This window comes from Streptomyces ferrugineus (assembly GCF_015160855.1).
Lineage (GTDB): Bacteria > Actinomycetota > Actinomycetes > Streptomycetales > Streptomycetaceae > Streptomyces > Streptomyces ferrugineus.
In genome coordinates this window covers 3,043,465-3,057,675 of sequence record NZ_CP063373.1, presented here as the reverse complement: position 1 = coordinate 3,057,675, position 14,211 = coordinate 3,043,465, and the positions used below count along the sequence as shown (strand labels likewise).

Below are 14,211 nucleotides of genomic sequence, written 5' to 3'. Positions count from 1 at the left end.
CATGCTGGGGCGCATGACCACCAGGGATCCACAGGCACCTCGGCTGGCCCGGCTCGCCGCGCTGATCGCCGACGAGACCCGGGCCGCCTGTCTGCTGGCGCTGCTCGACGGACGGGCCTGGACCGCCGGTGAGCTGGCGCGGCATGCCGGGGTCGCGGCGTCGACGCTCAGCGAGCATCTGGGCAAGCTCGTCGCGGGCGGCCTGCTCGCCGAGGAGCGGCAGGGGCGGCACCGGTATGTGCGGCTGGCCGACGCGCGGGTGGCCCAGTTGGTGGAGGACCTGGTCGCGCAGGTGTCTCCGGGGACGGTACGACGGCCCCGGAGTCTGCGGGAGTCCAGTGCGGGGTCCGCCATGGCACGGGGGCGCACCTGCTACGACCACCTCGCCGGGCGGCTCGGCATCGCGGTCACCGACGCACTGACCTCGCGCGGGCTGCTGCGGCAGGACACCGGGTTCGCCCTGACGGATGCGGGGCTCGGCTGGTTCGACACCGCCGGTATCTCCCTCGACCGGGACGGCCGCCGTCCGCTGGCCCGCGCCTGCCTCGACTGGACGGAACGCCGCCCCCATCTGGCCGGGGTCGCGGGGGCGGCCCTGTGCCGGCATGCGCTGGACGCGGGGTGGTGTGTACGGATCGGGTCGGAGCGGGCGGTGAAGGTGACTCCGTCGGGGGAGCGGGCCCTGTCCGAGCTGTTGGGCATCGATGAGGCAGCCCTGCGCTGAGCGCCCTCACACACCCGCAGACGGCCAACGACCCGTCCGAAATCCGCGAGCTTCCGAACCCCTGCCTCCCTAGCCTCTGGAGCATGATGCACTCCCCGCACTCCCCGCACACCCCCTCCACCCGCCGCACCGAACTGCTCGCCGCCGCAGCCGCCACCGTCACCGTCGTCCTCTGGGCCTCCGCCTTCGTCTCGATCCGCAGCGCGGGTGCGCAGTACTCGCCGGGCGCGCTCGCGCTGGGGCGCCTGCTCGTCGGCTCCCTGGTGCTGGGCGGCATCTGCCTGGTCCGGCGGGAGGGACCGCCGCCCCGCGCGGCCTGGCCGGGCATCGCGATATCGGGTCTGCTGTGGTTCGGCTTCTACAGCGTCGTGCTGAACTGGGGCGAGCAGCAGGTGGACGCCGGTACGGCGGCGCTCGTCGTGAACATCGGGCCCATCCTGATCGCGCTGCTGGGCGCCCGGCTGCTCGGTGACCCGATGCCGCCGCGGCTGCTGGCGGGGATGGCGGTGTCGTTCGCCGGTGCGGTGACCGTGGGTCTGTCGATGTCGGGCGAGGGCGGGTCCTCGGTGCTCGGGGTGGTGCTGTGCCTGCTCGCCGCGGTCGGGTACGCGGGCGGCGTCGTGGCGCAGAAGCCGGCCCTCGGCCACGCGAGCGCGCTGCAGGTGACGACGTACGGGTGCCTCGTCGGCGCGGTCCTGTGCCTGCCCTTCGCCGGGCAGCTGATCGGCGATGTGGCCGAGGCCTCCCTGTCCGCCACCCTCAACATGGTCTACCTGGGCGTCTTCTCGCTGGCGCTCGCCTTCACGACGTGGGCCTACGCCCTGGCCCGTACGACCGCCAGCCGCATGGGCGCGACGACGTACGCGGTGCCCGCGCTGGTCGTGCTGATGTCGTGGCTGGCGCTGGGCGAGGTGCCGGGACTGCTCACGCTGGCGGGCGGGGCGCTGTGTCTGGCCGGGGTCGCCGTGTCGCGGTCCCGGACGGGGTCCGCCCGGGTCGTGGCGAGCGCGCCGCGACCCGAGCAGACCCGCGAGTCAGCGTGAACGCGCCCGGTCCGCCAGGACCTTGATGGACAGCAGGGCGACGACCGCGAGGACGATGATGTAGCCCGAAACCGCCATCGAGGTGCCGGCGGCCTCCAGCAGCAGCACCATGATGAACGGCGCGAGGCCGCCGCCGAGCACGGCCGCGATCTGGTAGCCGAGGGAGGCGCCCGTGTAGCGCATCTCGGGCGTGAACAGCTCGGCGAACAGGGCCGCCTGGGGGCCGTACATGATGCTGAGGAAGCAGCTCGCGACGAAGGTGCCGACCGCCAGCCACAGCAGCGAGCCGGTGTCGATCAGCAGGAACAGCGGTACGGCCCACAGGCCGATACCGGTCGCGCCGATGGCGTAGATGCGGATGCGGCCGATCTTGTCGGACAGCGCCGCGGCGGCCGGGATCAGCACCAGCTGGGTGAGGCTGATGCACAGCGAGACCGTGAGGACGGCGCTCTTCTTCATGCCGAGTTCGCGGGTCGTGTAGTCGAGCACGCCGGTGATGATGATGTAGAAGGTCGCGGTGTTCACGGCGAAGGAGCCGCCGGCGAGGAGGACCGTGCCGAGGTGGCCCTTCAGGATCGTGCGCAGCGGCGAGGACTGCTCGGACTTCTCCTTCTCGGCGAGCTTCTTCTCCGCCTCCCGGAATTCGGGGGTCTCCTCGACGCGCGTGTGGATGTACCAGGCGAGCACGAGCACGAACAGGCCGACGAGGAACGGCACGCGCCAGGCCCAGGCCGCGAACTCGGCGTCGGTCGTGAACGCTCCGGCCAGCAGGAACACGGTGTTGGCGGTCACCACGCCGATGGGGACGCCGAGTTGCACGAAGCTGCCGTAGATGCCGCGCTTGCCCTCCGGGGCGTACTCGGTGGCCATCAGCATCGCGCCGCCCCACTGGGCTCCGACGGCGATGCCCTGCAGCACCCGGAAGGTGACCAGCAGGATCGGGGCGGCGACGCCGATCGTCTCGTACGTCGGGAGCAGGCCGATGCCGGTGGTGGCCAGGCCCATGAGGGTGAGGGCGAGGACCAGCATCGGCTTGCGGCCCCGCTTGTCACCGAGTTGACCGGCGACGATGCCGCCGAGGGGGCGGGCGAGGAAGCCGACCGCGAAGGTGGCGAAGGAGGCCAGCACTCCGGCGGTGGGGCTGCCCGCCGGGAAGTACAGGTCGCCGAGAACGAGGGCGGCGGCGATGCCGAAGACGAAGTAGTCGTACCACTCGACGGCTGACGCGAGCGCTGCCGCTGTGGCTACGCGACGCCGGTTGACCGCGGGGGCGGCGGTGGTGGCGACGGGGTGAGCGGAGGGGGCCATGTCCATGCGTGCACACTCCGATGGGTGCGGTGGGGACGTTGGCGGCGAACGTACTGACCGGACGGTATGTCGTCAACGGTTGTACGGGAAGATTGCCCGGGGCATCCGAGCGCCCCGGGCGACACCAGAACCTCAGAACACCACCAGTGCCCTGCCGCCCTTCCCCGCGAGCATGTTCTCGAACGCCGCCGGAATCCCCTCCAGCGCGATCCGTTCCGTCACCAGTGCGCCCAGGTCCAGGCGGCCCGCCCGTACGTGCTCGGCGAGGACCGGCACGTCCCGCGCCGGGTCGGTGTTGCCGTAGACGCAGCCGGCGAGGGTACGGCCCCAGTGGAAGATCTCCAGGGCGTTGAAGGTGACCTGCTGGTCCTTGCCGCCGATGCCGACGACCGTGGTGCGTCCGCCGCGCCGGGTGGAGTCCCAGGCCGTGCGGATCGTCGTCGCGCGGCCCACGCACTCGACGGCCACGTCCACGCCCTGCCTGCCGGTCAGGCCGCGGATCTCGCGGGCGGTGTTGTCGGAGGCGATCACATAGTCGGTGGCGCCGGCCGCCCGTGCCAGCTCCTCCTTCTCCGGGGAGACGTCGACGGCGACGATCTTCGCCGCGCCCGCGATCCGGGCCGACTGCAGGGCGGCCAGACCGACGCCGCCGACGCCGAACACCGCGACCGTCTCCCCCGCGCGGACCCGCGCCGAGTGGTGCACGGCGCCGTAGCCGGTGAGGACGGCGCAGCCCAGCAGGGCGGCGTCGGTGAGCGGGACGCCGTCCGGGAGCGGCAGCACACAGGACGCCGGGACGACCGTCTCCTCGGCGAACGCGGCGACGTTCAGGCCGGGGTGCAGGTCGGTGCCCGCCGCGGTGCGGGCGTAGACGTCGGCGGCGCCGTTCAGGGCGTTGGCGCACAGCCAGACCTCGCCGAGTCCGCAGGCATGGCAACTGCCGCACGACGGCGCCCAGTTGAGGACGACGCCGTCGCCCGGCGCGACCTGGCCGACCCCCTCCCCCACGGCCACCACCGTGCCCGCCCCCTCGTGCCCCAGGACCGCGGGGACGGGGACGCGCATGGTGCCGTCGGACAGGGACAGATCGGAATGGCAGACGCCGGCGGCGGCGAGGCGGACGCGGACCTGGCCGGGGCCGGGGTCGGGGAGTTCGACGTCGGTGACCTCCAGCGGGGCGCCCACGGCGGTCAGGACAGCAGCGCGAACCACGTGCGGGCTCCTCAGAACTGGAGGGACTTGGTCTGGAGGTACTCGGTCAGGCCGTGCGAGCCGAGCTCACGACCGACGCCCGACTGCTTGTAGCCGCCGAAGGGGGCCAGCGGGTTGAAGCGGCCGCCGTTGATGTCGACCTGCCCGGTGTCCATACGGCGCGCGAAGGCCACCGCCTCCGCCTCGTCGCCCGCCCAGACCGCGCCCGCGAGGCCGTAGACGGTGCCGTTGGCGATGCGCAGGGCGTCCTCCTCGTCCTCGTACTTCAGGATCGACAGGACCGGCCCGAAGATCTCCTCCTGCGCGATGGTCATCTCGGGGGTCACGTCGGCGAAGACGGTCGGGCTGACGAAGTAGCCCCGCTCGCGCGGCGGTTCGGTGCCGCCCGCGACCAGCCGGGCGCCCTCGGCGACGCCCTTCTCGATGTAGCCGAGCACCCGCGCCTGCTGCTTGGCGCTGACCACCGGTCCGATGCGCTCGCCGTACTTCGCGGCGGCGGCCGCCGCCAGCTCCACGGCCTCGTCGTACTGGTCGCGGTGGACCAGCATCCGCGTCCAGGCGCTGCACGTCTGGCCCGAGTTGGACATGACGTTGGCGACGCCGACGTTGACCGCCTTGGCCAGGTCGGCGCTCGGCAGGATGACGTTGGCGGACTTGCCACCCAGCTCCAGGGCGACCTTCTTGACGGCCGCGCCGGCCACCGCGCCGATCTGCCGGCCGACGGCCGTGGAGCCGGTGAAGGAGACCAGGTCGACGCCCGGGTGCTCGGCGAGCGCCTGGCCCGCGACCGGTCCGCGGCCGGTGACCAGGTTGAAGACGCCCGCGGGGAGGCCGGCCTCGTGGACCGCCTCGGCGAAGAGCTGGGCGACCAGCGGGGTGTCCTCGGCGGGCTTCAGTACGACCGTGCAGCCGGCCGCGAGCGCCGGGGCGACCTTGGCGACGATCTGGTGGAGCGGGTAGTTCCAGGGCGTGATCGCGCCGACCACGCCGATGGGCTCGAGGTACACGGTGGAGTTGCCGGCCTTCTCCTCGAAGGAGCAGGTCGCCGCCAGTTCGGCGTACGAGCCCGAGACCGCGATCGGCACGCCCGCGTGCACCCCCTCGGAGAACTTCAGCGGCGAGCCGAGCTCGGCGGTGACCGTCTCGGCGATCTCGTCCTTGCGGGCCACCAGCACGTCCCGGAGGGCGGCCAGCCGCGCGGCCCGGTCGGCGGGCGGGGTCGCGGCCCAGCCCGGGAGGGCGGTGCGGGCGGCGCGTACGGCGGTGTCGACGTCGGCCGCGGTGCCGGCCGGGACGCGGCCGATGACCTGCTCGTCGGCCGGGTTCACCACCTCGATCACATCCCGGCCCGCGGCGGGGCGCCAGGCGCCGTCGATGTACATGCCGTCGTGTGCCTTCATCACGCTTCCTCCGGGGCGGGGCCGTCTCGTCGTCCGACACACAAACTAGCGGCGATAGTTTTTGCGCACCAGACGCCACCCCCATGACATCAGACGCCGCCCCATACCCGGTCGTCCGCCCTCATGTCCTGGCCGACGGTTCGGCAGCGCCTCAGGGGCGCGGGACTGTATCGATCTGCGGCTCCGCCGCGTGGGCGCGACCAGCCACGACGAACCCGCAGACGCTCGACAGCCCATCGCGGCACTCCCGGCGAAGCGTCCGTCACTCCTCCAGATCCGGCAGCCGGTCCGGCGCCGGGCAGATGCGTTCCCCGTGCTGGTCGAAGACGTACAGGTGGGCGATGTCGACGAGCAGGGGGACCTGCATGCCGTGCCGGAGGTCGATGTCGGGCGTGGTGCGGACGATGAGGTCGCCGGGGAGGCGGCCGTCGGGCGGTGCCGGGTCGGGGTCGGGGTCGGCCGGGTGCTCCAGCGTCACCACCGGCCCGGCGCGCAGGGTGCCCGCGCGGGTGCGGAGCCGGTCGAGGACCGTGCCGGGGTCACGGCGGCGGCGCCGCACCGGCGGGACGGGGCGCGGGGCCTCCAGGTCGGGTACGACGGCGGGCCGGGAGCCGGTGTTGAAGTGGACGAGGACCTCGTGGCCCTGGAACTCCACATGCTCGACCAGGCCGGTGATGTGCACCTCGCCGGGCCGGGCGGCGGCGGGCTCGGCGATGCGGACCGCCTCCGAGCGCAGGCCCACGATGACCTCGCGCCCCTGCTGCACCCGCAGCAACTGGTGGTCCAGGCACAGGGGTTCGGGCAGCCGGAGGTACTGCTTGCCGAGGCTGATGGTCATCGCGCCGTCGAGCGGGGCGCGTACGAGACCGCGCAGCAGGTTGATGCGCGGGATCCCGATGAAGGCGGCGACGAAGACGTTGGCGGGCAGCGCGTAGACCGTGCGGGGCGCGCCGACCTGCTGGAGGACGCCGCCGCGCAGGACGGCCACCCGGTCGCCGAGGGACATCGCCTCGGCCTGGTCATGGGTGACGTAGACCGTGGTGACGCCCAGTTCGCGGGTGAGGGCGGAGATCTCGGCGCGCAGGTGGCCCCGGAGCTTGGCGTCGAGGTTGGACAGCGGCTCGTCCATCAGGAACGCGGTGGGGTGGCGGGCGATGGCCCGGCCCATGGCGACGCGCTGGCGTTCGCCGCCGGAGAGCTGGGCGGGGAATCGGTCGAGGAGGTCCTCGATGCCCAGCATGCGGGCGGTGGTGTCCACGCGCGGGCGCGGGTCCTCGCCGGGTGCCTCGATGCGCAGCGGGAAGCCGATGTTGTCGCGGCTGGTCATGTTCGGGTAGAGGGCGAAGTTCTGGAAGACCATCGCGATGCGCCGGTCGGCGGGCATCAGGTCGTTGGCGTACTCGCCGTCCAGCAGCAGTTCGCCCTCGTCGATCTCCTCCAGGCCGGCGATCATTCTGAGCACGGTGGACTTGCCGCAGCCGGAGGGCCCGAGGAGGACGAGGAACTCGCCGGGCTCGATGTCCAGCGAGAGCCGGTCCACGACACGGGTTCCTCGGGTGTAGGACTTGCTCACGTCGTGCAGGGAGATGGCGCGTGTCATGACGGATGCCCCCGGGGGGTCATTCAGGCGCCGTGGCCCGTCCGGCATGCCGGGTACGCAGGGTCCGGCACGCGCGTCCGCCGGACGGATCCCGGTGCTCCGCGGTCGAACGCCTCGCGCGGGTCGCACGGGGCGTGTGAGTCACGGAAGTTAACGGAATGTGTGCGGCCGAGGGAAGGGATCGGGCCGAATCGGGCACCGGTGTCCATGAGGCGGACAAACGGACGGCCGGATTCAGCGACGGCCGGCGCCCTTCGGCTCACGGGTCGCGGTGAGATGGGCGTAGACGACGACGTTGCCCGTGTAGCCGGTCTTGCGGTTGTAGTTGCCGCCACAGGTGATCAGCCGCAGCTCCGGACGGGACCGGGCGCCGTACACCTCGCGGTTGGGGAACTTGTCCTTCTCGTACGTCTTGATGGCGTCGACCGAGTAGACGGCGGTCCGTCCGTCGGCGCGCCGGACCTCGATGCGCTTGCCGCGCTTGAGTTCGCCGAGGCCGCCGAAGACGGCGGGGCCGGTGTCGGTGTCGAGGTGCCCCACGGCGATGGCCGTGCCCGGCTCACCGGGAGAGGGCCCGTCCGCGAACCAGCCGACCAGGTTGGGCTCGTCCTCCGGGGGCGCGGGCAGGCGCCGCTCGCTGTCGAGGCGCAGGTCGGTCACCGGGGCGTCGATGCTGACGTAGGGGACGACGAGGCGGGTCGCCCGGGAGCGGGGCAGCGGGCGGGGGCCGCCGGGGCGCTTGGCGGCCTTGCCGGTGCGGGCGGGTTGGGGCGACGGGGACGGTGAGGGTGGGGCGGGGGTGCTCGCCGGGGCGGTGGTCCCGGCCGTGCCGCCGGGAGTCGCGGGGGGTGCGGGGGTCGTCTCGGGCGCGTCGGCCGGCGGTGCGCCCGTGCCGGGGCGGGAGTCGGCGCCCGCCCCGCCGGCACCGGATCCGGTGCCGGCGGCTCGGACCTCGGAGGCCTCCGCGGAGCCCGGAGCGGCCGTACCGGCTCCGGGCGCCGCGTGGTTGCACCGGACGCCGACCACCACCAGCGAGACGGCCAGTACGGCCGTCCTCGCCAGGCGGTAGGCGCGCCTGCGGTACCAGGGCCTGCGCCGCCTTCTACGCGCCATGCGACCGGCGACGGAGCCGGAACCACATCACCCCGCCCACCGCGGCCAGACCCACGACGCCCGCGCCGGCGACCGTGGTGAAGGCCTCACCACGGGCGATGCCACCGCCACCGGCCGGCGGACCGCCCTGCGGGGTGGGCGTCGACATCGAGGCCCGGCAGTCGACCGTGAAGTCCTTCTGCCGCTCGGCGCCCGTCATGCCCGGGAACGTCCACGTCAGCCGGTACTGGCCGTCCGGCAGGTTCAGGTCCTCGGTGTGGCCGACGCCGCCCGCGAGGTTGAGGGTCCCGCGCAGCGTGGCTCCGCCCGGCACCGGGGGCTGGGTCGCGATGTTCCAGGTGACGGCCGTGACGGTCTCGAAGTTGGCCGCGTCGAGGTAGAACCGGCAGACCCTCGGCTCGTCGATCGCGTCCCCGTACGGCGTGCGCGCGACCCCGTCCCACGGTGCCGTGTGGACCTTGAGGGTGCCGTTGTCGCCGGGGGCCATCGGCGCGGCTCCCGCCGTCGGCGTTCCGGAGATCGGAGTCAGCGCGGCGGTGAGCGCCGCGACGGCGGCGAGGCGCGCGGCGCGGCGTGGAAGAGGCGTGGTGGGCATGCGAATCCTCCGAGTCAGACGATTTTCGTACAAATCGCTCTTCGTCTGACTCTCTTTCACATGCGCCCGCCGAATCGTGGGCGCAGCGCCCAATGGCCCATCAGATACCACTCTTTCGCCGCAAGATCGCCCTGCCCCCGCGTGGCGCACCGGTCTGGCCCGGCTCCCCCGCCGGGCCCTTCGGCGCCCGCAGCGCCGTGCCCGCCGACAGCAGCAACAGCGCGCCCAGCATCACGAACGGCGCGGCCACCCCCGCGAGGCCCGCGACCAGGCCCGCCGACGCCGGCGCGGCGACCTGGCCGAGCCGGTTGCCGGTCAGCCGCAGGGCGAGGGCGGTGGAGCGGGCGCCGTCGGGGGCCGCCTGGACGACCGTCGTCATGGACAGCGGCTGGCCGACGCCGAGGCAGAACCCGAGCGCCGCCAGCATCACGGCGAGCGCCCACACCGGCACCTGCAGCGCGATGCCCGCGCACAGCAGGGCGGCCAGCAGACAGGTCACCGTCAGCAGCAGGGTGCGGCCGAGCAGCCGCAGCAGGGGCGTCAGGACCAGGCGGCACGCGATGGTGGCCGCGGCGCGCAGGCTCAGCAGGAGGCCGATCACGGTCGGCGCGATGCCGCGGTGTTCGCCGACCACCGGGAGATAGGCGGTGAGGATGTCGGTCGCGGACAGCACCGCGAGGCTGATGAAGATGCCGGCGGGCACGCCGCGGGTGCGCAGTATGCGCTGGACGGGGACGCGTGCGCCCCGCTCTTGACGGGACCTGGCCGTCGTACGGCTCTCTATGCGCCACAGCGAGGTGAGCGCCGCCGCGCCGCCCGCGCCGGCCACCAGCAGGGCCAGTGCGCTGCTGCCCGCCATGTCCCGGCCGCCGATCAGGCCGCCCGCCGCGATCGGGCCGACGAGCTGGCCGAGGGAGGCGCCGATGGTGAAGTGGCCGAAGTTGCGGTCCTGTTCGTGCGGGGCGGACTGGCGGGCGACCAGCGACTGGGCGCCGATGACGAAGCAGAGGTGGCCCAGGCCCATCACCCCGCTCCAGACGGCCATCGCCCACAGGGAGTTCGCGAGGCCGCTCAGCGCGCAACCGCCGGAGATGAGGACGACGCCGACCGGCAGCAGCGGAGCACAGCGGCCGTGGTCGGTGCGGCGGCCGAGCGGGACGGCGACGAACAGCGGAAGCAGGGCGTAGACCCCGGCGATCACGCCGATCGCCCGCTCGTCGGCGCCCAGCGCGAGGGCCCGGTAGGACACGGCGGGCCGCGCCATCGACACCGCCCCCTGCGCGAAGCTGAAGGCGATGACGAGGCGGAGCAGCCAGCCGCGGTTCCCAGCGGGCGCCATGGACGAGTCCTCCTGAACGGTGCTTGTGGCGCGGACGATTCCGCTGCCTCAGATGATGCCGAAGAGGATGCCCGCGGCGAGGATCACCAGACAGGTGAGCGCGGCCCACTTCACCACGAACCTGGTGTGGTCGCCGAACTCCACCTTGGCCATGCCGACCAGGACGTACACGGCCGGGACGAGCGGGCTCGACATGTGCAGCGGCTGGCCGACCAGGGAGGCGCGGGCCATCTCCAGCGGGGTGACGCCGTGCGCCGCGCCCGCCTCGGCGAGGACCGGCAGGACGCCGAAGTAGAAGCCGTCGTTGGACATGAAGTAGGTGAGCGGAAGGCTCAGCAGACCGGTGACCAGGGCCATGTGCGGGCCCATGGCCTCGGGGATGACGTCCACCATCCACCTGGCCATGTGGTCGACCATGCCGGTGCCCTGGAGGACGCCGGTGAAGACGGCGGCGGCGAAGACCATGCCGGAGACGTTCAGGACGTTGTCGGCGTGGGCGGCGAGGCGGGCCTTCTGGTCGGGGATGTGCGGGAAGTTCACGGTGAGCGCGAGCGCGGCGCCGAGCAGGAACAGCACCGGGATCGGCAGCCACTCCATGATCATGGCGGTGAGCAGGGCGACCGTGAGCAGCGCGTTGAACCAGTAGAGCTTGGGGCGCAGGGTGGGCCGGTTCGGGTCGAGGGCCTGGAAGCGCTCGTCCTCCTCCTCGTCCTCGGCGTCGGTACCGGAGCCGGCGCCGCCGGTGGCCTTGCGCTTGCCGGAGTCGCCGTCGCCGGAACCGGCGCCCACCAGGACCGTCTCGGTCTCCTTCTCCTCCACCAGGGCCTCGTCCAGCGTGAGCACACCCAGGCGCCTGCGCTCGCGCAGACCGAGGAAGTACGACAGGACGAAGACGCCCAGCAGGCCGACGAGCAGAGCCGGGATCATCGGGACGAAGATGTCGCTGGCGTCGAGCTTGAGCGCGGTGGCGGCACGGGCGGTCGGGCCGCCCCACGGCAGGGTGTTCATCACGCCGTTGGCCATGGCGGCGACACCGGTCATCACGACCAGGCTCATCTTCAGGCGCTTGTACAGCGGGTACATCGCCGAGACGGTGATCATGAAGGTGGTGGAGCCGTCGCCGTCGAGGGAGACGATCGCGGCGAGGATCGCCGTGCCGACGACGATCCGCATCGGGTCGGCCTTGCAGAACTTCAGGATGCCTCGGACGATCGGGTCGAAGAGGCCGACGTCGATCATCACTCCGAAGTAGACGATCGCGAACATGAGCATCGCCGCGGTGGGGGCGAGGCTGGTGACGCCGTCGATGACGTAGTCGCCGAGCTTGGCGCCCTTTCCGACGAACACGCAGAACAGTGCCGGAATCAGCACGAGCGCCGCGATCGGCGACATCTTCTTCATCATGATCAGGACCAGGAAGGTCGCGATCATGGCGAAGCCAAGGATGGTCAGCATGAGTGGATACCTAACGTTCGCCCTTGAACGACCCCACCAGGGCCGGCGGTGCGTTGACGTTAGGTCCCGTCAAACGGCGTTAACAAGACGTTGACGTGCGAGCAATAAGCGCAAAACTGCTGGTCACAGCTTTGCACTGCTCACAGCGCTGATCCGATGACCAGTTTCACCGGTACGCCGTTGAGGACCGCGTTGCCCGACAGCGGGTCGAGCAGGGTGCCGTCGAGGAGCTGGTTGACGTTGACTCCGGGGGCGCGGGAGGCGTGGCTCAGCCGGGTGCCGGGCCGGTCGTGCCCCCAGCCGTGCGGCAGGCTGACGACGCCCGGACGCACCGCGTCGGTGACCTCCGCGGGGGCGGTGACCTCTCCCCCCGCGCCCTTGACCCGCACGGGCGCCCCGTCGCTGACGCCGAGCCGCTCGGCGTCCTCGGGGTGGATGTGCAGGGTGCAGCGGTTGGTGCCGCCGGTGAGGGCGGGCACGTTGTGCATCCAGCTGTTGTTGGAGCGCAGATGGCGGCGGCCGACGAGGACCAGACCGTCGGGGCGGCGCCTCAGGGCCTCCCGCAGCCGGGGCAGATCGTCGGCGATGGGCCGCGGCAGCAGCTCGACCCTGCCGCTGACGGTCTTCAGCGGCTGGGGCAGCCGGGACCTCAGCGGCCCGAGGTCGATGCCGTGCGGATGCGCGAGCAGCTTCTCGAGGGTCAGCCCGTCCGGTCGTACGCCGAAGCCGTCGCCGTAGGGGCCCAGGCGCAGCATCATGTCGAGCCGGCGCTCGGGGCCGCTGTCGCCGGTGAGCCGGGCCGCGAGTTCCTGGGGGTCGCGCCCGTGGACGGGAGAGTGCGGCTCCATGACGGCCTTGCCGAGCGTCTGGCCGATGACCAGGTCGTCGACCGCGGACGGGTCGGCGCCGTGCATGCCGGTGGCGGCCAGGATCAGCCGGGCCAGGATCTCGGACTCGGCCATGCGGCCCGGCTCCAGCGGGACGGCGGGGCGGGTGTAGCGGACCTGGTTGCGCACGGCGAGGGTGTTGAAGGCGAAGTCGTGGTGCGGGCTCTGCGAGGGCGGGGGCGGCGGCAGCACGACGTGGGCGTGGCGCGAGGTCTCGTTGAGGTACGGGTCGACGCTGACCATGAAGTCGAGCGAGCCGAGGGCCTTGTCGAGCCGGTCGCCGTCGGGCGCCGACAGCACGGGGTTGGCGGCGACCGCGATGAGCGCCCGGATCGGCTCGCCCTCCTCGGTCGCGGTGTCGATCTCCTCGGCGAGCGCGGAGAGCGGCAACTCGCCCTTGGCCTCGGGGTGTTCGCTCACCCGCGAGCGCCAGCGCCCGAGCGCGAAGCCGTGGCCGGGCCCGGCGGGGCGGGGCGTCTTGTCGGTGGCGGCCTGCGGGAAGAGGGCGCCGCCGGGGCGGTCGAGGTTGCCGGTGAGGATGTTGAGGACGTCGACGAGCCAGCTGGCGAGCGTGCCGTGCGGGACGGTGCAGCTCCCGATGCGGCCGTAGACGGCGGCGGTGGGGGCGGCGGCGAGCTCGCGGGCGAGGGTGCGGATGGTGGCGGCGGCCACGTCGCAGGCGTCGGCGACGGCTTCGGGGGTGAAGTCCCGTACCGCGTCGGGCAGTTCGTCGAGCCCCTGGAGATGCGGGGTCAGCTCGCCCGGGTCCACGAGGCCCTCCTCGAAGAGGACGTGTGCCATCGCCGCGAGGAGCAGGGCGTCCGTGCCGGGCCGGATCGCGAGATGCCGGTCGGCGAGCTTGGCGGTGCGGGTGCGACGCGGGTCGATGACGGTGAGGGTGCCGCCGCGGGCCTTGAGCGCCTTGAGCTTGCCGGGGAAGTCGGGGGCGGTGCACAGGCTGCCGTTGGACTCCAGGGGGTTGGCGCCGATCAGCAGGAGGTGGTCGGTGTGATCGAGGTCCGGCACCGGGATCGCGAGGGCGTCACCGTAGAGCAGTCCGCTGGAGACGTGTTTGGGCATCTGGTCGACCGTGGAGGCGGTGAAGACGCTGCGGGTGCGCAGGCCGGCGATCAGGACCGGCGGGTACAGCGCACCGGCCACGGTGTGCACGTTGGGGTTGCCCAGCACGACGCCCACCGCGTTCGGCCCGTACCGCTCGACGACCGGCCGGACACCGGCGGCGATCGCGTCGAAGGCCTCCTCCCAGCTGGCCTCGCGCAGCTCGCCGTCCTCGCGCACGAGGGGGGTGCGCAGCCGGTCGGGGTCGCCGTCGACGGCACCGAAGGAGGCGCCCTTGGGGCAGATGAACCCCTGGCTGAACACGTCGTCGCGGTCCCCGCGGGCACCGGTGACCTTGGTCCCCTCGATGGTGAGCGTCAGGCCGCAGGTGGCCTCGCACAGGGGGCAGATGCGCAGTGCGGTGCGGGACACGGGTTCCTCCCGAGGTGGCGGCGGCAATGACGCGCTGACTCGAG

General features: G+C 72.7%; 11 protein-coding genes. 2 read left to right on the top strand and 9 right to left on the bottom strand.

The window, feature by feature from the left end:
• Window positions 1-13: 13 nt before the first annotated feature.
• Window positions 14-724, top strand: a complete 711-nt coding sequence (locus tag IM697_RS13955; protein ID WP_228044660.1) for an ArsR/SmtB family transcription factor — start codon at window positions 14-16, stop codon at window positions 722-724.
• A gap of 83 nt (window positions 725-807) precedes the next feature.
• A complete protein-coding gene (locus IM697_RS13950) occupies window positions 808-1,767 on the top strand; it encodes a DMT family transporter (protein WP_228044658.1) in 960 nt (319 codons plus the stop codon).
• On the opposite strand, the gene IM697_RS13945 is transcribed toward IM697_RS13950, so the two are convergent.
• The 9 genes from IM697_RS13945 to IM697_RS13905 form a co-directional block, all read right to left on the bottom strand.
• Window positions 1,759-3,081 (bottom strand): MFS transporter, encoded by a 1,323-nt coding sequence (locus IM697_RS13945; RefSeq protein ID WP_194048002.1) that lies wholly within the window; start codon window positions 3,079-3,081, stop codon window positions 1,759-1,761. The two genes, IM697_RS13950 and IM697_RS13945, sit on opposite strands and share 9 nt — an antisense overlap.
• Before the next feature lie 126 nt (window positions 3,082-3,207).
• Window positions 3,208-4,287 carry a Zn-dependent alcohol dehydrogenase gene (locus tag IM697_RS13940; RefSeq protein ID WP_194048001.1) on the bottom strand — a complete coding sequence of 360 codons (1,080 nt, stop codon included), beginning with the start codon at window positions 4,285-4,287 and terminating at the stop codon, window positions 3,208-3,210.
• Window positions 4,288-4,298: 11 nt separating this feature from the next.
• The gene (locus IM697_RS13935) at window positions 4,299-5,687 is read right to left on the bottom strand and encodes an aldehyde dehydrogenase family protein (RefSeq protein WP_194048000.1); all 1,389 of its coding nucleotides are present in this window, start codon (window positions 5,685-5,687) and stop codon (window positions 4,299-4,301) included.
• Between the two features lie 262 nt (window positions 5,688-5,949).
• Window positions 5,950-7,287 carry an ABC transporter ATP-binding protein gene (locus IM697_RS13930; protein ID WP_194047999.1) on the bottom strand — a complete coding sequence of 446 codons (1,338 nt, stop codon included), beginning with the start codon at window positions 7,285-7,287 and terminating at the stop codon, window positions 5,950-5,952.
• 234 nt (window positions 7,288-7,521) lie between these two features.
• Complete coding sequence (locus tag IM697_RS13925) at window positions 7,522-8,400, bottom strand: class F sortase (protein ID WP_194047998.1); 879 nt, start codon at window positions 8,398-8,400, stop codon at window positions 7,522-7,524.
• The gene (locus IM697_RS13920) at window positions 8,390-8,995 is read right to left on the bottom strand and encodes a hypothetical protein (RefSeq protein WP_194047997.1); all 606 of its coding nucleotides are present in this window, start codon (window positions 8,993-8,995) and stop codon (window positions 8,390-8,392) included. Before IM697_RS13920 ends, IM697_RS13925 begins: the two co-directional genes overlap by 11 nt.
• 100 nt (window positions 8,996-9,095) lie before the next feature.
• Window positions 9,096-10,334, bottom strand: a complete 1,239-nt coding sequence (locus IM697_RS13915; RefSeq protein WP_194047996.1) for an MFS transporter — start codon at window positions 10,332-10,334, stop codon at window positions 9,096-9,098.
• Window positions 10,335-10,382: 48 nt separating this feature from the next.
• On the bottom strand, window positions 10,383-11,789 hold the full coding sequence (locus IM697_RS13910; protein WP_194047995.1) for a CitMHS family transporter: 1,407 nt from the start codon (window positions 11,787-11,789) through the stop codon (window positions 10,383-10,385).
• 140 nt (window positions 11,790-11,929) lie between these two features.
• Window positions 11,930-14,167 (bottom strand): molybdopterin oxidoreductase family protein, encoded by a 2,238-nt coding sequence (locus IM697_RS13905; RefSeq protein ID WP_194047994.1) that lies wholly within the window; start codon window positions 14,165-14,167, stop codon window positions 11,930-11,932.
• Window positions 14,168-14,211: the final 44 nt, after the last annotated feature.

Coding starts and splice junctions, on each gene's coding strand:
- IM697_RS13920 (WP_194047997.1), bottom strand. CDS start 8,995: ATGCCCACCACGCCTCTTCCACGCCGCGCCGCGCGCCTCGCCGCCGTC.
- IM697_RS13950 (WP_228044658.1), top strand. CDS start 808: ATGATGCACTCCCCGCACTCCCCGCACACCCCCTCCACCCGCCGCACC.
- IM697_RS13910 (WP_194047995.1), bottom strand. CDS start 11,789: ATGCTGACCATCCTTGGCTTCGCCATGATCGCGACCTTCCTGGTCCTG.
- IM697_RS13935 (WP_194048000.1), bottom strand. CDS start 5,687: ATGAAGGCACACGACGGCATGTACATCGACGGCGCCTGGCGCCCCGCC.
- IM697_RS13925 (WP_194047998.1), bottom strand. CDS start 8,400: ATGGCGCGTAGAAGGCGGCGCAGGCCCTGGTACCGCAGGCGCGCCTAC.
- IM697_RS13915 (WP_194047996.1), bottom strand. CDS start 10,334: ATGGCGCCCGCTGGGAACCGCGGCTGGCTGCTCCGCCTCGTCATCGCC.
- IM697_RS13930 (WP_194047999.1), bottom strand. CDS start 7,287: ATGACACGCGCCATCTCCCTGCACGACGTGAGCAAGTCCTACACCCGA.
- IM697_RS13945 (WP_194048002.1), bottom strand. CDS start 3,081: ATGGACATGGCCCCCTCCGCTCACCCCGTCGCCACCACCGCCGCCCCC.
- IM697_RS13955 (WP_228044660.1), top strand. CDS start 14: ATGACCACCAGGGATCCACAGGCACCTCGGCTGGCCCGGCTCGCCGCG.